The organism is Pseudomonas sp. B392_1p, assembly GCF_052245235.1.
Classification (GTDB): domain Bacteria; phylum Pseudomonadota; class Gammaproteobacteria; order Pseudomonadales; family Pseudomonadaceae; genus Serpens; species Serpens gallinarum.
Genome location: NZ_JBQPXM010000005.1, coordinates 26,517 through 44,877, shown reverse-complemented (window position 1 = coordinate 44,877; position 18,361 = coordinate 26,517). Strand labels below are relative to the sequence as shown.

The window sequence follows — 18,361 nt, the reverse complement described above, 5'->3', positions numbered from 1 at the left end:
CGACAACGCGCCTAGCGATGCATGGGTGCGACAAACGTGCTTTTGGCGCTGACCTTATGTTCCGGCTGATCCACCTCCATTACCTGGAAATACACAGGCTGGGTAGGGCTGGCGGCCCGTTCGGTGGTCAGCGCCACACTCACCGGCAGGTCGAGGATTTCTCCCGCGTTCAAATGCACTTCACGGGTGCCCTGCAGGACAAAAGGTCCAGGCTCGAGCAGTGACACGACGTAGCGGTGCGGCTGCTGGGTCTTGTTGATGATCTTCAGACGATAAATGTTCTCGATCTGTCCGGCGGTGTTTTCCCGATACAGGCCGCGATCCTTGGTGATGTCCAGGGACAGCAGCGGGCGGGCTTGCCAGGCCCAGACGAAGGCCGCACACATCACCAGCAGCATGGCGGCGTAACCGACCAGCCGTGGACGCAGCAGGCGGGTCTTGCCGCCAGCCAGCACATGTTCGGAGCTGTAGCGCACTAGGCCGCGTGGATAGCCCATCTTGTCCATCACCTCGTCGCATGCGTCGATGCACGCCCCGCAGCTCAGGCAGTCCAGTTGCAGGCCGTCGCGGATATCGATCCCGGTAGGGCAGACCTGTACGCAGATCGTGCAGTCAATACAGTCGCCCAGGCCGCTTGCACGATGATCGACATCCTTGCGTCGCGGGCCACGCGCCTCGCCTCGGGCGGCATCGTAGGAGACGACCAGTGTGTCGGCATCGAACATCACGCTCTGAAAGCGCGAATAGGGGCACATGTCGCGACACACTTTTTCACGCAGCCAGCCGGCATTCAGGTAGGTGGCAGTGGTGAAAAAAGCCACCCAGAAGGCTGTGGTCAGACCCAGTTGCAGCGTGACCAGCTCGCTTACCAGTTCACGAATCGGCGTGAAGTAGCCAACAAAGGTGATGCCCGTCGACAGGCCGATGGCCAACCAAAGCCCGTGCTTGGCCGAGCGACGCAGCAGCTTGTTGATTGACCAGGGGGCAGCGTCGAGTTTGATGCGCTGGTTGCGGTCGCCTTCGGTGACTTTTTCTGCCCACATGAACACCCAGGTGAACACGCTTTGCGGGCAGGTGTAGCCACACCAGACGCGTCCGGCGAACACCGTAATGAAGAACAGGCCGAAGGCGCAGATGATCAACAGCGCCGACAGCAGGATCAGGTCCTGCGGCCAGACAGTGGCGCCGAAAATATAAAACTTGCGCTCAGCCAGGTCCCAGAGCACGGCTTGGCGATCGCCCCAATTCAGCCAGGCGGTGCCGAAGAACAACAGAAACAGAAAGCCGGCACCGAACAGGCGCAGATTGCGGAAAAGGCCCGTAAAGCTGCGGGTATGAATGGGACCGCCCAATTGGGCGGGCGTCAGGCGCAGAGGCTGACGCGGGTCGAGAGTCTCGACGATCTTGGCGGGGATGCGCTCGGTCATGGCGACTTCCATCAGGTAAATGATGGGCAGTAATGGTGGAGGCCACGCTGATTGGATAACAGACCCAGATTTGTCATTTAAAACCGGATCAGATGGGCGCTCCAGGCTCTTCTGGATGGTGAGCTCAAGCCGGCACGACAGCATTGCCTGTACAAAAAAGTACACCGGCGGACCTTGCTGCCGACGCGCTCAGGGGCTGCTCTCGACAGGCGATGCCGGGAAAACACTGCACTGATTGAAAAAACGGCGGTCTGTTGCTGTACGCCGGTTCCCGGACACACGAGGATGAGTCCATGTTTGGTCTGGAGGCTCTTGAGCTCGCGCGAATCCAGTTTGCCTTCACGGTTTCATTTCACATTTTGTTCCCAGCCATCACCATCGGCCTGGCCAGTTACCTGGCGGTGCTTGAAGGCCTGTGGCTGAAAACGCATCAGACCGTCTACCGCGATCTCTACCATTTCTGGTCGAAGATCTTTGCCGTCAACTTCGGCATGGGCGTGGTATCCGGGCTGGTCATGGCCTACCAGTTCGGCACCAACTGGAGCGTATTTTCCGATTTCGCGGGCAATATCACCGGCCCCTTGCTGACCTATGAAGTGCTCACCGCGTTCTTTCTGGAGGCGGGCTTTCTGGGAGTCATGCTGTTCGGCTGGAATCGCGTAGGGCCGGGCTTGCACTTTTTTTCCACGCTGATGGTGGCCCTCGGTACGCTGATTTCCACCTTCTGGATTCTCGCGTCGAACAGCTGGATGCATACCCCCCAGGGGCATGAAATCATCGATGGCCGGGCGGTACCGGTGGACTGGCTGCTGGTGATCTTTAACCCGTCCTTTCCCTACCGACTGACGCATATGGCGATCGCGGCATTTCTGGCCACGGCGTTCTTCGTCGGCGCCTCGGCGGCTTGGCACCTGTTGCGTGGGCGCGACAATCCGGCGGTGCGCAAGATGCTGTCGATGGCCATGTGGATGGCGCTGATCGTCACGCCGATCCAGGCGGTGGTGGGTGATTACCACGGCCTCAACACCCTTGAATACCAGCCTGCAAAGATTGCCGCCATCGAGGGCCATTGGGAAAACGTGCCGGGCGAAGCAACGCCGTTGATCCTGTTTGGTTGGCCGGACATGCAGCGCGAGGAAACCCGCTTCAAGGTGGAAATCCCTTACCTGGGCAGTCTGATCCTGCGTCATAGCCTGACTGAACAGGTGCCTGCCCTAAAGGACTTTCCCCCCGAGGATCGCGCCAATTCGACCATCGTGTTCTGGACCTTCCGGGTGATGGTCGGGCTTGGCCTGCTGATGATTGTCACGGGCGTATGGAGCCTGTGGCTACGCCGTAAGGAACGCTTGTACACGTCTCGCCCCTTCCTGCGCCTGGTGCTGTGGATGGGACCGTCCGGGTTGATCGCGCTGCTGGCCGGCTGGTTCACCACCGAGATTGGCCGTCAGCCCTGGGTGGTGCATGGACTGTTGCGCACCGCCGACGCCGTATCCGCCCATGGTGTGGCGCAAATGAGCCTGACCCTGGTGATGTTCGTGGTGGTCTACTTCGCGGTATTTGGCGTCGGCTTCTATTACGTGCTGCGTTTGGTGGGCAAAGGACCGGTACCCGATGAAGGCCGTGAAACCGGCAGCGGCGGCCCAGGTCGTCCGCGCACGCCGGCCCGGCCGATTTCGGCGGCCGATGAAGGTTTTCCGGAAGGACGCAGCGACCAACTCGGCGCGAGGAACTGAGCCATGGCCATCGATCTGTCTCTGATCTGGGCGGTGATCATCATCTTTGGGGTGATGATGTATGTGGTGATGGATGGCTTCGATCTGGGTATCGGGATCATTTTTCCCTTCGTCCCGGATAGCCGTGACCGAGACGTGATGATGAACACTGTGGCGCCGGTCTGGGACGGCAATGAAACCTGGCTGGTGCTGGGTGGCGCTGGGTTGTTCGCAGCGTTTCCACTGGCGTATTCGGTGGTGCTGTCGGCGCTGTATTTGCCCATTATCTTCATGCTGATCGGCTTGATTTTCCGGGGCGTCGCCTTCGAGTTCCGTTTCAAGGCCAGCGAGGAGCAGCAACATTTGTGGGACAAGGCGTTTATTGGTGGCTCATTGCTCGCCACGTTCTCCCAAGGCGTGGTGCTGGGAGCCTTCATCGATGGTTTGCCAGTAGTCGATCGCACCTACGCCGGTGGCGCGCTGGACTGGCTGACGCCGTTTTCGGTGTTTTGCGGTTTGGCGTTGATCGTCGCCTATGCATTGCTGGGCTGTACCTGGCTGATGATCAAGACCAGCGGTGCGCTGCTGCAGCGCATGCACGACCTGGGGACTCCTCTGGTCTGGGCGGTACTGGTGGTGACCGGAATTGTCAGCGTGTGGACCCCGTTGGCCCATGAGGAGATCGCCGCCCGCTGGTTCAGCCTGCCCAATCTGTTCTGGTTTCTACCTGTGCCGATTCTGGTGCTGCTCTGTACCTACGCCTTGCTGCGGGCTATTCGCAGAAATGCCCATTACACGCCTTTTTTGCTGACCTTGGCGCTGATCTTCCTCGGCTACAGTGGCTTGGGTATCAGTCTGTGGCCAAATATCATTCCGCCGTCGGTGAGTATCTGGGACGCCGCCGCCTCGCCGAAAAGCCAGGCCTTCACGCTGGTTGGCGCGCTGTTCATCATTCCGCTGATTCTGGTCTACACCGCGTGGAGCTATTACGTGTTCCGCGGCAAAGTCACCCCGGAGAGCGGCTATCACTGAGCATCAGAGACCAGGGCGTATGAAGCACGAGCACAGCCATGAGGCCAGGCCGTTGTGGCAGCGGCTGGCCTGGTTATTGGGACTTTGGTGTGCCAGTGTGCTGGCACTGGGCGGGCTGGCTTATCTGCTTCGCCTATTCATGCGCGCCGCTGGGTTTGGCACTTGAGGCTGGTGGTCTGTCTGATCAATTACGGCACCGGGCTCAACCAACCGCATACGCTGTTAATGACAATCGTCTGGGGTCGCCTTGCGGTATTCGAGCACTTTTTGGACCTGGAAACTGCCCGGGAAATCGCGGCACAGCGGGCAATCCAAGGTAGGCCCAGGCTTCCCCTGCAGGACGGCGAAGGCTTCTTCATCGGCTTCGTTGACCAGACTGGGGTAACGACTCAGCAGATACGCTTGAGTCTTCTCGTCGGCCACCACCCAAAGCGGCTCCTCGGTATTGCAGGGCACGATCACCTGCATTTCCGGCGTCATGACCAAGTGGCCGCGATAGATCACGGGCTCACCTGGGACCGGAGCGGGAACGGGCGCGGTGGCGCAACCGGCCAGGGTAAAGGCAATCAGGCATAAGCCAGCAAAGCGCATGGTAGTCACCGTGGTCATTTAATCGACGTGTCTGCGGTGGGGTACCGGCTCATGGCCTGGTCCTATCAAAGGGAGGCGGCATGAGCCGGAGCTCGCCGGAAGGCCGGCGCAACGTCAGAATCCGTAATTGATACCAAACGACAGCAGGTCGACATCCTCAACCAGATTGATCCATTCCAGGTTGATGGACAGGTTGCGCTCAATGCCAATATCCAGTCCGAGGCCGCTGCTGACGTCCCGATCGGACCAGTCATTCACCATGCCGTAACGGGTATAGGTTTTCAGTTCGGCACGGCTGTAGCCGACCAGACCATATACGGAAAAATTGTGGTTCAGCGGCAGAATGGCTTTGGCATAGAGGCCGGCATAATTGTCGATCTCATAGGTGCGGTGATCTACCGAGTCATCAAACAGGCCAGTGCCCAGGCGCGCTTCGACAGCAAAGTTCTGATTGGCTTGATAGCCCAGCTTGTAACCGAGGGAAGTGAGATCGGCGTGATCGATTTCTACCCTCGAAATGCTGGCGCCAACATAGGGCCCCATCTGAGCCTGTGCGCTGGCAAGTGTCGCAAGCCCGACTGCAAAAACGGCGGCTTTAAGAACGGTTTTCATACTGACCTCATGTTGAAAAATGCACCGAAGGGTAGCGTATCGATGCATTCAGGTTCAATCAGTTATCTGGCTTCCATGGGATTACTTCACGACTGCCTATGTTTTCCAAGCGGCGCTTTTGTGCGTAACCCAATTGATAAGCCGATTTAACGGCCAATCACGTTGAAATCAGAGAGGCCAGTTGCCAGGCTGCCAGAGCCGTCATCGCCATAAGAACACCGCAACTCATCACAAATACGCGCATGCGTTTAGGTACATGGTTGGTGCCTATGTGTATGCGAGCATGCATATATCGCAAGGCAATGAATATCCAGGCCAGGGCAATGCTGAGAAGGGTAACGCCATTGATGGTAAAAAGAATCAGGCACAAGGCATAGAAGAGCACCGGAGTTTCAAACTGGTTAGCGATATTGTTTGACACCTTGATCACGGCATCCGGCCAGGCCTTATTGTCTAGAGCCGCTTCCTTGATGTTCAACGTTTTAGCCCTGAGTGCCTGGGCCTTACGCAAGGCCAATAGGACGTACATTCCCAGCGTAAGCGCTATTTGCGCCAGCATGGGGAAGAAAATGTAATGCGAATCCATCAATGAACTCCAGATTAAGGTTGGTGGCCCAAAAACGTCGCAGCGGATTAAAGCACAGAGACTGCAAGGCGGACGGTGATGAACCAAAGCACCAGGCTGGACAGAAAATAGGCGGCAAAGCGGAGATTTACCACATTGGTTGTGCAGTGAATCAGGCTGTGAATCGCCCGTAGTCCTACATAAGCCCAGGCTGAGTAAAGAAAGATCATGTCTACATGTTGCGTTGCAAAAAGTATCAGGCAAAGGATGTAAAAGAGGATCGGCAGTTCGAACAGATTTTTCAGGTTATTGGATGAATTGTTGATTTCAGCAGGCAGGACGGAATTTAGTTGCTCGGGGGTCGCAATATGTTGTGGATCTATGCGGTTATTCAGTATGAAGGCGAGGCGGCGTACATACATAAATATCCAGACAATGGCGGTCAGCATGATCAAAGCGAACAGCGGTTGGAGGATTAGGTTGTGTTCCATGGAGCGTCCTTGTTAATCACGTGCCGGTCAGCACAGGGCCTGCAGTCTGGAGTTTCTTCACCGATTGGTGCGTGAACGGGTTCCCTTTTATGCCCAGGAGTAGAACGAGGCGACGTGGCAACGCGTGAGAGTGAAAGGGTATCGCTTTTTTTGCCCAACTGGCTGTGCTGCGAAAGTCCTGTGTCGGCTTCGCTCTATCCAGCAGCCCAAGACCGTCGGTCCGTAATGGCTGTTTTAGGTGCTCTTCTGTCGGGCTGACTGAATTCAGCGTGGGAGCTTCCAGTCCCCTTAAGACGTCGTCCGTTACGGGCGGCAACCCTGATGCTGAGATCCACGCCTGATATGGAGGCTCCATGAATACCATTGCCGGTATCTTCGATAACAAAGGCACGCCCCTGGAAAAACAGAAATTCACGTGGAAGGAACTGGCTGGCAAGCCGATCAGCAAGCTTGACGACGATGCGTTTACCCGTGTGCGCATCATCCTCATGAATGGTGTAGAAATCGACGCGTTGCGCCTCAAGCACGGCATTGCCCGCTTCAATAAGGAGCTGCGCCTGCCGCTGGCCCAGGTGCGCCGCACCGAACAACACCAGGCCACCATGATCAACTGGCTAATCGGTGCCGACCACTCACCGCTGGAAACAACCGTGGCCTATGAGCAGGTGGCTATCGAAGTCACTGCAGCGGTAGCCCAGGTCGAACCTGACCCCTACCAAGCGCAAACCTATCGCTTCGGTCTGCTTGAGGATTTCGATCACCTGTATCGCTACTCGGCGATGCTCGATCGCCTGGAAGGCAAGGATGCCAACAATATCCTGCAGGGCTATACCGACATCGTTCCGGGGCGCAAAACCTCAGAACATCATCGTCATCCCGAGAATGACATTCGCGACAACTACGAAAAGAACACCGCAGCGCTGATCACCAAGATCCATGCCGCGCTGATCACCGGAGCTGAGTACCAGACCCACGATTACTACATGAACATTGGCCCATTGTTTGCCGATCCCGTGGCCCGCCAGCTCTACGCTGAAATTGCCTCGGTTGAAGAGCAGCACGTGACTCAATATGGCGCATTGTCCGACCCCACCGAGAGTCATATCGAGAAGTGGATCGTGCATGAGGCGATGGAGGTCTACATGTACGCCAGCTGTGCGGAGCAGGAGACCAACCCGCGGATCAAGGCCATCTGGGAGCGTTTCCTCGACTACGAGTTGGGACACCTGAATGTCGCGTGCGAATGGTTCAAGAAAATTGAAGGTCGCGACCCAGCAGAAATTCTCGCCGGCCCGCTGCCGAAAATGGTGGAGTTCAAGAGTCAGCGCGACTTCGTGCGCCAGGTTCTGGCTGCCGAGGTGGATCTGCGCACAGCCGGCCCCGTTTACGTCAATAAGGACAAGGAGCCCAAGTCCTCGCTCGACTATCGCAAGCACCTGGCCTCGGAAGGGCTCGCATCGGACATCGTGTCTGCGGGCTATCAGTGGGCACCGGGTGGCGAACTTTTCCGCAAGATTTCTTGAAGGAGAACGAACATGGCGACTGCAGCAAAGTTGGGCAGCAATCTGACCGGCATACAGATGTCCCCTAAAGATACGGAGCGGCTGATGGAAGCCGTTGAGCAAATCCTTCCCGATGTACCGGGTGATGACGCTCTGCTCGCGACCGAGCGAGTCAAACGTAATGAAGAGGCCGAGCGTATCGGTTCTGTGCCGATTCCTGGCTCGGCCAAGGGCATGCTCAAATCGACCTTCGACATGATCAAGGGTAAAAGCCCGGAGCTATTGGTCGACAAGCTTGGCGAGCGCCTGGCATTCGAGCGTAGCGGGGTTCGCCTGTACGACGCGATGATCGCCAAGGTCAAAGCCATGAATGTCGTCGGTTCGGATCTGGTGAGCGTACTCCAGCACATCCGTGACGAAGAGTTCGAGCACATGCTGCTGGTCGAGGATGCGATCAAGACCCTGGGTGCGGACCCCACGGCGCAGACCCCATGCGCCGATGTCGCCGCAGTCAAATCAATGGGCTTGATGCAAGTGCTGACCGACCCAAGGACCAACGTTGCGCAGGGGCTCGGCGCGCTCCTGACCGCAGAGCTGGAGGACAACGCAGCCTGGGAGTTGCTTATAGAACTGGCCGAGGCGGGCGGTCATCCGAATATCGCCAAGAGCTTCGAAAAGGCCAAGACCCAGGAAGACGATCACCTGCTGAAGATCAAGTCCATGGTGCGCCGGGATTTGATCAACGATATCAAGTAGGCGATCAAGGCTCTCGGGCGAACGACTGAGAGTGGGCGGGAGTTATCCCGCCTCTCTCATTGCACGGGTTCCGGCAGTCCGACCTACACGCGTTCCGCCCAGAGATCGTATTCATCGGCGTCAATCACGCGCACGCGTACCTTCTCGCCCGCTTGCAAGCTGGGATCGCCAATGAAGACGCTGCCGTCGATTTCCGGCGCGTCGGCGGCGGAGCGGGCCACTGCGCCTTCATGGTCGACTTCATCCACCAACACTTCGATCACGGTACCGATCTTGCGCTGTAGACGGGCAGCGGAAATGGCCTGTTGATGCGCCATGAAACGTTCCCAGCGGTCCTGTTTGATTGCATCCGGCACCGGATCCAAGCCCAGGTCATTGGCGGGTGCACCTTCCACCGGGGAGTATTGGAAGCAGCCGACGCGATCCAGTTGCGCTTCGCTCAGCCAGTCGAGCAGATACTGGAAGTCTTCTTCGGTCTCGCCGGGGAAACCCACAATGAAGGTGGAGCGGATGGTCAGCTCAGGGCAGAGCTCGCGCCAAGCCTTGATGCGCGCCAGGGTCTTGTCCTCGAAGGCCGGGCGTTTCATGGCCTTGAGGATTTTGGGGCTGGCATGCTGGAAAGGAATGTCCAGGTACGGAAGAAGCTTGCCTTCGGCCATCAGTGGGATCACATCGTCCACGTTCGGGTACGGATAGACGTAATGCAGGCGCACCCACACGCCCATGCTCGATAAGGCCTCGCACAATTCCTTCATGCGTGTCTTGACCGGCTGGCCGTCCCAGAAATCGGTCTTGTACTTGAGGTCGACGCCGTACGCGCTGGTGTCCTGGGAAATCACCAGGATCTCCTTGACCCCGGCCTTGACCAGGCGCTGGGCCTCGCTGAGCACGTCGCCTACTGGGCGGCTGACCAGCCTGCCGCGCATCGAGGGGATGATGCAGAAGGCGCAACTGTGGTTGCAGCCTTCAGAAATCTTCAGGTAGGCATAGTGGCGTGGGGTGAGCTTGATGCCTTGCGGTGGCACCAGATCAACGAAGGGATCATGGTCGGTCTTCGGCGGGATGACTTCGTGCACGGCATTGACCACTTGCTCATACTGCTGCGGGCCGGTCACCGCCAGCACACTGGGGTGTACGTCGCGGATATTGCCTTCATTGACCCCCATGCAGCCGGTGACGATCACCTTGCCGTTTTCGGCGATGGCTTCGCCGATGGTGTCCAGGGATTCGGCCTTGGCGCTGTCGATAAAGCCGCAGGTGTTCACCACCACTACATCTGCATCTTCATAGGTGGGAACGATCTCGTAACCTTCCATGCGCAGCTGGGTAAGGATGCGTTCGGAGTCGACGGTGGCCTTAGGGCACCCAAGCGAAATAAACCCTACACTACCTGCGTACTTCTTCGACATGGGTGACCCTCGGATGGTGGCGAGAAAAAATGGCGCGCGAGTATATAGCTATTTGCGGTTTTCTGACCCTAGGCAATCTGCAGGAAATAGTGTCGATCGTCAGCTGCAATATGCGGCGACCTGGGCGGCCGAGCGTGGGCTGACCCTTGACGAAAGCCTGTCACTTCGCGATGAGGGTTTATCGGCCTATCACCAGCGGCATGTGAAGCAGGGCGCCCTTGGGGTTTTCCTGTTGGCGGTCGACGAGGGGCGTATTCCAAGTGGCTCCTTTTTGGTTGTCGAGGGGCTGGATCGGCTGAGTCGTGCCGAACCGATCCAGGCCCAGGCGCAGCTCGCTCAGATCATCAATGCCGGCATAACCGTAGTCACTGCAAGCGACGGCCGCGAGTACAACCGCGAAAGGCTCAAGGCCCAGCCGATGGACCTGGTCTATTCGCTCCTGGTCATGATCCGCGCTCACGAAGAAAGCGATACCAAAAGCAAGCGCGTGAAAGCATCGATTCGTCGCATGTGTGAGAACTGGATCGCCGGTACCTACCGTGGCCAGATCCGCAACGGTAAAGATCCAGAGTGGCTGCGCTGGACGGGCGAGGCCTGGGAGGAAATACCCGAACGGGTGGCGGCTGTTCGACGTGCCCTGGAGCTGTACCGGTCAGGCATCGGCGCCGGCCGGGCTGCCAAGCTGATGCATGACGAAGGGCACATGTATTCGGACTGGGGGATAACAGGGCAGCAGATCTATCGCCTGGTCAAACTGCAGCCCCTACGTGGCGCAAAGAAGCTGAGCGTCGACGGAGAGGACTACCTGCTCGAGGACTACTATCCGCGGCTGCTGAGCGACGACGAATGGCAGTCGTTGCAAGATTTGGTGAACCAACGGCATCGCCGGCGCGGTGCTGGGGAGATCCCCGGCATCATTACCGGCGTCGGGCTGTCCTGGTGCGGTTACTGCGGTACCGCCCTAGTCGCTCAGAACATCATGGGCCGCAAGCGCAAGGAAGACGGCACAGTCCAGGATGGCCATCGTCGTTTGCATTGCTGTTCCTACGCCAAAAATGCCGGCTGTCAGGCGGGCGGTAGCTGCAGCGTCGCGCCGATTGAAAGGGCAATCCTGTCCTATTGCTCCGATCAAATGAACCTGCAGCGCTTGCAGGAACCCACCAGTGACGGTCAGTTGCTGCGCGATCGCGTGGCTACGGCTCGCCGGCGTGTCGAAGAGGTCGATCAGCAATTGGCACGGGTGACCGAAGCGCTGCTGGCCGACGACAGCGGGGCGGCGCCACTGGTGTTCGTGCGCAAGGCGCGTGAGCTCGAGCAACAACTGGAGCAGTGCCAGAACGAGCTGCAGCAGGCCGAGCGCGAGCTGGCAGGGCGCACAACGACCCAGGCCCCGGCCGATGCCGAGCGATGGGCTGAGCTGGCCGTGGGTGTCGCGGCGATGGATTACGCAGCGCGGGAGCAGGTGCGCCAGTTGGTGATGGATACATTTGAGCGCATCGTCATTTACATGCGTGGGATGGATGCCGACCGGTCGAACCAGAACATCGATGTCTTGTTGCTTTCGCGGGCGGGGCAGCGCCGGTTTGTGCGGATCGATCGAAGCAGTGGCGAATGGATGGCCAGTGAAGAGTGGGATGGTTAATAAACCCCTACTTGCACTCCGGGTTTTCTGGGAATACTGTATGCCCATCCAGTAGTAGAAAGAAGCCGTTATGTCCCGTCATGCCGTTGCCTACCAGGCCGTCCCGCCATCCCCTTTTGAACAGCTTGCCCATCGTATCCGTCGTCAGGTCAACAGCCCTGCCGCGCAGTTAAGGCGGCGCACGGTGATCGTGCGGGAGGTGGGCGAGCGGGTGGACGATTGGGATTTGTTGATCGAGCAGTTGGGTGCGGAGGACAGCGTGCGCATGACGCACCTTGAAGGCGGTGCGATTCAGTTGTGCTGGACCAATCAGCATCCGGATTAACCTCCGGTTCTATAAATAGTTACTTGCGGTGTTGATTTATATCGTTACCTGCGGTTAATCTGTTTTCCGACAGTTCATGTCAGCGCTTTGCGCTGACCTGATCGCTTCGGAGGCTCACCGCATGAATACCCTCACCCTTTCCGCCGATGCCCGGTCGCAACTGGCCGAGCAGATCTCCCAGGACGGCACCTTCATTCACGGCCTGTGCAATTCACAAGGCCTGACGGTTGCCCTTGCCTATGTCGTCATTGAGCAGTGCGGCGCAGCCATCCAGGTGCGTATCGAACTGGGCGAGACCCGCAACAGCCTGACTCTGGCCCGTTGCGAGGCCACTGCCACGTGTGTGGCCTGCTTCATCGAGAAGCTGGCCAACGGCGGGTCGCCCTCGACGGTGGCGGATGTTGATCAGTACCTGCAGGTCGGCGATCTGGAAGCGCTGCTGCGTGAAGCGATCCGTGTCGGCCAGGGCACCTATTGCCTGCCGGCGGGGGACACCGACCTCGGCCTGTACCTGATGCTGAGCCCCGCCCGCAGCGATCATCGCCGTGTGGCCTTTCGCTTCGAGCTGAACGACGAAAACCTGACCCTTCCGTTGCTGCTGCCCACCAACCCACAGCTGGCCTATGAGCTGCTGGAGTCCTGTGTGCACGAGCTACTGGTCAACTACCGCTCCAGTGCGGCCTGAGGTGGCCATGCCTACGCATGCCATCAACCGGCCCGCTCGCTGGATCCTGGGAGTTATCGCGGTGGCGTTGTCGAGCGTGACAGCGCTCTCGGTGGCCATGGCCCTGTTCGCGCTGATCGCCGATCCGCTGTTGGCCGTGGTGTTCGCCGGGGCAGCGGTGTTGCTGGATGCCTACAAGTACCTGGCATGGCCGATTGCCTTGGGGTTGTTTGCAGCGGGCAAGCAGCTCAGCGCGGTGCTGATGATCACCTCGGCCCTGGTGCTGGGTGCGGTATCGGCCTGGGCCACCTACGACCGCCTTCTGACGTCGATCATGACCGGCCAGGCCCGTCACGCGGCAATCAATGAGCAGCGCATAGCCGACTTACAGGTGATGCGTGCCGATGCCCTGCAACAGCTCGACGCCCTGGACGCGGAAGCGCGTTCAGTGGGTGAGCAGGCGCGGCAACTGCGTGAGCGTGTTGTCGTGACCAAGGCGCAGGAATGGGAGGCAGCAGCCCAGGCGCGCATCGATAACCGCCGCGACAACACCTTGCAGCGCCTGGATGCCGTGTCGGTCGAGCTGACCGAGCTGCGCTCTCGACCTGCCGCGTCGGCAGGGCTGCCCGCATTCATGGCCATCGTGCTGTGTGCCGGCTTTGCCTTTGCCCTGGAAATGGTGCCCGCGCTGATCGGCTCGGCCCTGCGCTTCGGCAGCCTGTCGCGGGTGTCGGCAACAGCGACAACAGCAGCAACAGCCGTGGCGACAACGGCACCACCGACAGCGACAACGGACACGACAACAGCAACAGCAGCCCCGGCAACAGCAGCAGCAACAGATGAACAACGGGCGTTGCCCAGCCCTACCGATAGCGCGCTGTTGGAGACGTTGCGCGACATCGCACGGGCTGTTCCGTCCGGCTCACCCGTATCGCTACGCGACTTCACCGCAGCAGCCAGGGTCGGCAACCGCCGCGCCATGAAGCTGTTCGCTGCCGCGATCGAGCAGGGCGAGCTGCGCAAAACCACCACCGGCTATGTGACCGCCTAGGAGGGCACGACATGACGACATTAACGATCACCTTGCCCGACTCGCTTGGCCGCCGCCTGGTTGAGCACCTGGACGAATACAAACGCGCCGATGCGAAGGCGTCCGCTGCCCTTGCCATAGAGGACTGGAACGCCTTCAACGCTGCGATGAGCGATCGCAACCTGAACGCGGATGGCGTGGTGCTGTTGCTGAAAGACGACTTGAAAACCCTGATCGAAAAGGAGGACGCCCGGCCATGATCGGCATTCCCAAAACCGGCACCCTGGAGCAGGGCTGCATCAGTGCCAACGTTACCAGCGGCTACCAGCTCACCACCGCCGACGGCCGCCCGGCGCGGCTGGCGATCATCGACGACCAGGGCAACGTGGTTGAAGCCGGCGATGCCGTGGCACGCGAGGCGTGGAACGTGTGCATCGCGGTGCAAAAGAATTTCTGGATCGGCCAGGGCCACTTGGTGGTGCACAGCGCGCCGCCGGGTATGGCCAACAAGCCGGCCAAGCGTGAACCCCGCCGGCAGGCGCGTGGCTGAGGCGTATCAGGATCAAACCCCAAGGAGCAGTTATGTTTTTCCGCAATCTGTTGATGTATCGCCTCGTCCCAGACTTTCGTTTCGACGCCGAGGCGTTGCAAGCGGCCATGGCCGAGAAGCCGGCCCGGCCATGTGCCAGCCAAGACCTGTCGACCTACGGGTTCGTTGCCCCCTTCGGCAAGGGTGAGCAGGCCCCGCTGTTGCACGCCAGTCAGGGGTTCTACCTGCTAGCTGCACGGCTGGAGGAGCGCATCCTGCCAGGCAGCGTGGTGCGCGATGCGGTGAAGGATAAGGTCGACGTGATCGAGGCCGAGCAACTGCGCAAGGTCTACAAAAAGGAGCGCGACCAGATCAAGGACGAGATCCTCCTGGACTACTTGCCGCGTGCGTTTACGCGCCGCAAGCAGACCTTTGCCGCCATCGATGCCCAGGCCGGACTGATCTTCGTGGACGCCAGCAGCCCCCGCGCCGCCGAGGATCTGCTGAGTACCCTGCGCGAGTGCCTGGGCAGCCTGCCGGTGCGGCCGTTAAATGTGAAAGTGAGCCCGACCGCGACCTTTACCCAGTGGATGAAAGATCAGGCAGCCAGCAACGGCCTGCATTTGCTCGATCGCGCTACCTTGGCTGACACCCATGAGGGCGGCGGAAAGATTGCCGCTACTCGGCAAGACCTGGGCAGCGACGAGATCCGCGGCCACCTGAACGCAGGCAAGCTGGTGACCACGCTTAGTCTCGCCTGGGATGACAAGCTGTCCTTCCTGATCGATGAAAAGCTGATCATTCGCCAGCTGCATTTTGAGGATCTGCTGCACGACCAGGCCGAGCTGGACCGCGGCGATGACGCCCTGGGCCAACTGGATGCCAGCTTCGTGCTGATGATGCTGACTTTTCGCGAATTCGTACCGGCGCTGATCGAGGCGCTGGGCGGTGAAGAAGTGCCACAGGAGATTTGAGCATGTCACTGAACTGAGGCGTAAAGAAAAGCCCCGCGTGATGCGGGGCTTCTTTTTATACGTTTTCTAGTTCGTACTGTTCGGGCTTGGGCTCGATATGTGCCAGAGACTTGGCTGTGATGCCTACCGCTTTTGCTTTGTTGAAAAGCTGCTTGTCATGAGTCCATATTTCCTTCGCCCCAGCGGCAACAGCGATAGCCAGGATTTGTCGATCATATTTGAGCTTCGCCATCTTGGATTCTGGGTCTAGTTGCTTCATCTCTTGATTTGATACAAGCATGGCGCACTCGACCGCAGCCAATTGATCGAAAGGGAGCACCTCAATAGATTTCACGCTATTTAGCGTATCCAAGTGAGCTTGGTAGTGGCTGTGCTCGATGCCCAAGAGATATTCCGAAACCACCGGCGCAGGAATAACCACAACGCCTTTCAAGGTTTCAACACGCTCAATGAAGGCCTGTGCACGCTGAAAGGCGTTGTCTATGACCTCGCCAGTCTCAGGGTCGCAAAGATCTTTCGCGTACTCATTCTGCATGATCTGAACAAGAACATTGGTATCTATCGCTATTTTCAACCCTAGCCCCTATCTTTCAAAATTTCAGAGTGGGCGTTGGGAATGCTGTCCCACCTACTGCCGCCTGCTGCTTTGAGCCGAGTGATCGCGTCCCTAAAGCCGATGTCTTCCAGCTTTGTGAACGAATCAATAATTAGCTTTATTAGACGCCAGCTACCGTCGCTTCGCCTTTCCCACTCGCCATTGCCATTGACGCGTACTGATTTGAAAAGGTACTGCGCAAGTTTTTCGGCGGTTTCGATGGACGATTCGCAGTTCAGAGTTTCGCCGTTGGCTCCTTCGATCCGAACAGGAACGCTCTCGTCTTTGCCACCCACGCTGTAAAGGCGACCCTGAATGCTGGATGGCTTAACCAGTCGAAGGGGTGCTTCTACGAGTTTGACTTTAGGGAATTGTAAGATTTGCGCGCCGCCGGACCTCAGCGAACCATCCACTTTGTCTTCGGCCATTAAATCTGACAGGCGCTGATAACTGTCACGTGCCTTTTTTGAACCCAGTCCTCCCGCTACTTCCCTGACATGGTTAAGAACTTTTGGGTACTTATTGTCCTCAATGAGCGACATCAGTTGAGCGGACCCTTCTTTGACCGCGTCGAAATGCACAGCATCTTCGGAGCCGTACAGAGTGGAAAGTTCGCGCAGATAGTCCGTCAGCCTTCGCAGGGAAAGCTGGTCGGGCTTGATGCCGTCGAGGTAGAGGGTTAGTTCTTTCATGGCCGGATTATAAAGGCTTGAGGGGTTCATCAGCTATAGACCATGGAACCACACTTTTGGATCAGTCTTAGCTAAACAGCGCACGCTGCCACTGTTCCTCGCCGACGATCGCGATCGGCACGCCGGTCTCGCGCAGTTCCACCGCCTTCAAGATCTTGGTGCCGTAGCTGGTGTGCCGCCATTGCTCGTTGCCGATGCTGCCCACCACCAGGAAGTTCACCTTTTTGCTCACGGATGCGCCGATGACGCCGCCGCGCTCGAGCACGATCTGTTCGCATTCCCTGCGTGGGCCGAAGGCCATAGTGCCGGTGAACAGGAATACCTGGCATTCACAGATGATTTCTGGAGCCGGCTCGTTGAAGGGCAGGGTGTTGGATTCCACGAAGGCATGCGCAGACGGCGCTACCTTCAGGCCCGCGAAGCCGCGCAGGGTATCCAGCAGCTCGGCGGACTCCTCGGCATCGAGCACGCCGTCCTGGAGCATCAGCTGGATGCGCTGGTACAGCAGGTTAATGACCGGGTCGTCCAGGTGCGCGAGCTGGGTCTCAATCCACTGTTGGAGAAACCGCGCCTCCTCGATCTTGACCACGCCATCGGCTGCAATGCCGGCGGCCAGGCCAGCGAGGACATCGGCGCTGCGACGGTCCATACGGGCTGCGTTGAAGAAGCGGCTGTTGGCAAATTCGTTGTGCAGGTCAGACATTTCTCACGTTCCTTGTGGGGAGGATGTGGACTACATGCCGGGGATCTTCGCGTCGATCGCTCGGCCGATGATTTCCCAGGTGCCATCCAGGGGGACGGCCTGGTACTCGGGGTTCAGCGGGACCAGGTAGCCGATGCCGGCGTCCAGGTTGTATCGCTTGAAGGTGGTTTCGCCGGTGATGGTGTGGCGGGCGATGTAGAACTTGCCACTGATGAGGTCGTAGCCCTCTGGACGGATCAGGATCGGCGTGCCTTCCGGAAAGCTGGGCGGGGTATTGGAGGTCATCGACTGGCCTTTGACCTTGAGCCAATAGCCGCCGGGACCGGCGTTTTCAGTAGAGGCCAGCCACTCGTCAGCGATGCCGGTGGGGTGGCTGACGGACGACTCGACGCGTTCACCTGCGGCAATCCAGGTAATGACGGGGTACTCCATGGCGTCCCGGTGGGGTTGGAGCATGGGCGAGACGTTGGCGTGGTCTGTGGTCGCCGCCATTTGGGCAATCTCGGCCGCCAAGCGTGGGCTGAAGCTCTCGACGGGTTCATCTATTAGTCGTGCAAAAGCAGACGCGAATTTGGCATTTAGCGCGTTCGTTCCGCCGAGGTAATGAGCAATCGCTGCCGGGGAGACGCCGATTTCATCAGCGATCTTTTTCTGGCTGAGTTTGAGCGCATTCTTTTTCGCAAGGAAAAGCTCGTGAGCGGCATGGCACTCAGCGAGAAGCTCTGGGGCAAGGATTTTCTTCTTGGACATGCCGCGACTATATACCGTTGGTTAATTTTAGTAATTTACTTGCGGTGTTGATTTGATTGTTACCTGCGGTTAATATCCTCTGAGTCAACTCAGAGGCTTACCGATATGAATCAAATCCAGCTGCCTGAACTCGTCGCCCAGAAGGGGCAGGCTGCGGTTGCTGAAGCGCTTGGCGTTACTCCTGCAGCGATTCATAAAGCGATCCGGGCTGGCCGCCAGATCATCGTTACGGCTCATGACGACGGCACTTATACGGCCGAAGAGCTGCGCCCGTTTCCTTCCCAAAAGAACGTTGCATGACTTGCTTGCCTTGTGCCGAGCGGTCTAGCACGGCCAATGCAGGCGGGTCAGACTCTAGGA

General features: G+C 58.6%; 23 protein-coding genes. 13 read left to right on the top strand and 10 right to left on the bottom strand.

Going from position 1 to position 18,361, the window contains the following annotated elements; all coding sequences use genetic code 11:
* Nucleotides 1–11: 11 nt before the first annotated feature.
* The gene (ccoG, locus tag ACTV8E_RS08800) at nt 12–1,427 is read right to left on the bottom strand and encodes a cytochrome c oxidase accessory protein CcoG (RefSeq protein WP_443199237.1); all 1,416 of its coding nucleotides are present in this window, start codon (nt 1,425–1,427) and stop codon (nt 12–14) included.
* A 293-nt stretch (nt 1,428–1,720) separates the two neighbouring features.
* Between ccoG and ACTV8E_RS08795 the strand changes: the two genes are divergently transcribed.
* From ACTV8E_RS08795 to ACTV8E_RS08785, 3 genes are read left to right on the top strand one after another with little or no spacing between them, the layout of a single operon-like run.
* Nucleotides 1,721–3,160 (top strand): cytochrome ubiquinol oxidase subunit I, encoded by a 1,440-nt coding sequence (locus ACTV8E_RS08795; RefSeq protein ID WP_443199236.1) that lies wholly within the window; start codon nt 1,721–1,723, stop codon nt 3,158–3,160.
* A gap of 3 nt (nt 3,161–3,163) precedes the next feature.
* Nucleotides 3,164–4,171 (top strand): cytochrome d ubiquinol oxidase subunit II, encoded by a 1,008-nt coding sequence (cydB, locus tag ACTV8E_RS08790; RefSeq protein ID WP_251835149.1) that lies wholly within the window; start codon nt 3,164–3,166, stop codon nt 4,169–4,171.
* A gap of 19 nt (nt 4,172–4,190) precedes the next feature.
* Nucleotides 4,191–4,337, top strand: a complete 147-nt coding sequence (locus tag ACTV8E_RS08785) for a DUF2474 domain-containing protein (protein ID WP_251835150.1) — start codon at nt 4,191–4,193, stop codon at nt 4,335–4,337.
* A gap of 56 nt (nt 4,338–4,393) precedes the next feature.
* On the opposite strand, the gene ACTV8E_RS08780 is transcribed toward ACTV8E_RS08785, so the two are convergent.
* From ACTV8E_RS08780 to ACTV8E_RS08765, 4 genes are all read right to left on the bottom strand, one after another.
* On the bottom strand, nt 4,394–4,780 hold the full coding sequence (locus tag ACTV8E_RS08780; RefSeq protein WP_443199235.1) for a hypothetical protein: 387 nt from the start codon (nt 4,778–4,780) through the stop codon (nt 4,394–4,396).
* A gap of 96 nt (nt 4,781–4,876) precedes the next feature.
* Nucleotides 4,877–5,374 (bottom strand): outer membrane beta-barrel protein, encoded by a 498-nt coding sequence (locus tag ACTV8E_RS08775; RefSeq protein ID WP_443199234.1) that lies wholly within the window; start codon nt 5,372–5,374, stop codon nt 4,877–4,879.
* A gap of 157 nt (nt 5,375–5,531) precedes the next feature.
* Nucleotides 5,532–5,960 (bottom strand): MAPEG family protein, encoded by a 429-nt coding sequence (locus ACTV8E_RS08770; protein WP_443199233.1) that lies wholly within the window; start codon nt 5,958–5,960, stop codon nt 5,532–5,534.
* A gap of 47 nt (nt 5,961–6,007) precedes the next feature.
* A complete protein-coding gene (locus ACTV8E_RS08765) occupies nt 6,008–6,430 on the bottom strand; it encodes an MAPEG family protein (protein WP_443199232.1) in 423 nt (140 codons plus the stop codon).
* Between the two features lie 353 nt (nt 6,431–6,783).
* On the opposite strand from ACTV8E_RS08765, the gene ACTV8E_RS08760 reads away from it, so the two are divergent.
* Together ACTV8E_RS08760 and ACTV8E_RS08755 are read left to right on the top strand one after the other, a co-directional pair.
* The gene (locus tag ACTV8E_RS08760) at nt 6,784–7,953 is read left to right on the top strand and encodes a hypothetical protein (protein WP_251835155.1); all 1,170 of its coding nucleotides are present in this window, start codon (nt 6,784–6,786) and stop codon (nt 7,951–7,953) included.
* A gap of 12 nt (nt 7,954–7,965) precedes the next feature.
* The gene (locus ACTV8E_RS08755; protein ID WP_251835156.1) at nt 7,966–8,688 is read left to right on the top strand and encodes a ferritin-like domain-containing protein; all 723 of its coding nucleotides are present in this window, start codon (nt 7,966–7,968) and stop codon (nt 8,686–8,688) included.
* A gap of 83 nt (nt 8,689–8,771) precedes the next feature.
* On the opposite strand, the gene rimO is transcribed toward ACTV8E_RS08755, so the two are convergent.
* Nucleotides 8,772–10,097 carry a 30S ribosomal protein S12 methylthiotransferase RimO gene (gene rimO / locus ACTV8E_RS08750; RefSeq protein ID WP_443199231.1) on the bottom strand — a complete coding sequence of 442 codons (1,326 nt, stop codon included), beginning with the start codon at nt 10,095–10,097 and terminating at the stop codon, nt 8,772–8,774.
* Between rimO and ACTV8E_RS08745 the strand changes: the two genes are divergently transcribed.
* The 7 genes from ACTV8E_RS08745 to rdgC all read left to right on the top strand — a co-directional run bounded on the left by ACTV8E_RS08745 (nt 10,003) and on the right by rdgC (nt 15,261).
* Nucleotides 10,003–11,739 (top strand): recombinase family protein, encoded by a 1,737-nt coding sequence (locus tag ACTV8E_RS08745; protein WP_443199230.1) that lies wholly within the window; start codon nt 10,003–10,005, stop codon nt 11,737–11,739. The two genes, rimO and ACTV8E_RS08745, sit on opposite strands and share 95 nt — an antisense overlap.
* A 70-nt stretch (nt 11,740–11,809) precedes the next feature.
* Nucleotides 11,810–12,064: a DUF1654 domain-containing protein gene (locus ACTV8E_RS08740; RefSeq protein WP_443199229.1), complete on the top strand. Its 255-nt coding sequence runs from the start codon at nt 11,810–11,812 to the stop codon at nt 12,062–12,064.
* A 121-nt stretch (nt 12,065–12,185) separates the two neighbouring features.
* Nucleotides 12,186–12,749 carry a hypothetical protein gene (locus tag ACTV8E_RS08735; protein WP_443199228.1) on the top strand — a complete coding sequence of 188 codons (564 nt, stop codon included), beginning with the start codon at nt 12,186–12,188 and terminating at the stop codon, nt 12,747–12,749.
* A 7-nt stretch (nt 12,750–12,756) separates the two neighbouring features.
* Nucleotides 12,757–13,779, top strand: coding sequence for a hypothetical protein (locus ACTV8E_RS08730; RefSeq protein ID WP_443199227.1), 1,023 nt, complete (start codon nt 12,757–12,759; stop codon nt 13,777–13,779).
* 11 nt (nt 13,780–13,790) lie between these two features.
* On the top strand, nt 13,791–14,018 hold the full coding sequence (locus tag ACTV8E_RS08725; protein WP_443199226.1) for a hypothetical protein: 228 nt from the start codon (nt 13,791–13,793) through the stop codon (nt 14,016–14,018).
* Entirely contained in the window at nt 14,015–14,308 is a 294-nt protein-coding gene (locus tag ACTV8E_RS08720) for a hypothetical protein (RefSeq protein ID WP_443199225.1), read from the top strand. Before ACTV8E_RS08725 ends, ACTV8E_RS08720 begins: the two co-directional genes overlap by 4 nt.
* Nucleotides 14,309–14,340: 32 nt before the next feature.
* Nucleotides 14,341–15,261 carry a recombination-associated protein RdgC gene (rdgC, locus tag ACTV8E_RS08715; protein WP_443199224.1) on the top strand — a complete coding sequence of 307 codons (921 nt, stop codon included), beginning with the start codon at nt 14,341–14,343 and terminating at the stop codon, nt 15,259–15,261.
* Between the two features lie 55 nt (nt 15,262–15,316).
* Here rdgC and ACTV8E_RS08710 read toward each other — a convergent pair whose 3' ends face one another.
* The 4 genes from ACTV8E_RS08710 to ACTV8E_RS08695 all read right to left on the bottom strand — a co-directional run bounded on the left by ACTV8E_RS08710 (nt 15,317) and on the right by ACTV8E_RS08695 (nt 18,001).
* Nucleotides 15,317–15,835, bottom strand: a complete 519-nt coding sequence (locus tag ACTV8E_RS08710; protein ID WP_443199223.1) for a type II toxin-antitoxin system VapC family toxin — start codon at nt 15,833–15,835, stop codon at nt 15,317–15,319.
* 2 nt (nt 15,836–15,837) lie between these two features.
* Entirely contained in the window at nt 15,838–16,548 is a 711-nt protein-coding gene (locus tag ACTV8E_RS08705) for a hypothetical protein (RefSeq protein ID WP_443199222.1), read from the bottom strand.
* A 67-nt stretch (nt 16,549–16,615) separates the two neighbouring features.
* Complete coding sequence (locus ACTV8E_RS08700) at nt 16,616–17,251, bottom strand: BRCT domain-containing protein (RefSeq protein WP_443199221.1); 636 nt, start codon at nt 17,249–17,251, stop codon at nt 16,616–16,618.
* A gap of 30 nt (nt 17,252–17,281) precedes the next feature.
* On the bottom strand, nt 17,282–18,001 hold the full coding sequence (locus ACTV8E_RS08695) for a LexA family transcriptional regulator (protein ID WP_443199220.1): 720 nt from the start codon (nt 17,999–18,001) through the stop codon (nt 17,282–17,284).
* A 105-nt stretch (nt 18,002–18,106) separates the two neighbouring features.
* Between ACTV8E_RS08695 and ACTV8E_RS08690 the strand changes: the two genes are divergently transcribed.
* The gene (locus tag ACTV8E_RS08690; protein ID WP_443199219.1) at nt 18,107–18,301 is read left to right on the top strand and encodes a Cro/CI family transcriptional regulator; all 195 of its coding nucleotides are present in this window, start codon (nt 18,107–18,109) and stop codon (nt 18,299–18,301) included.
* Nucleotides 18,302–18,361: the final 60 nt, after the last annotated feature.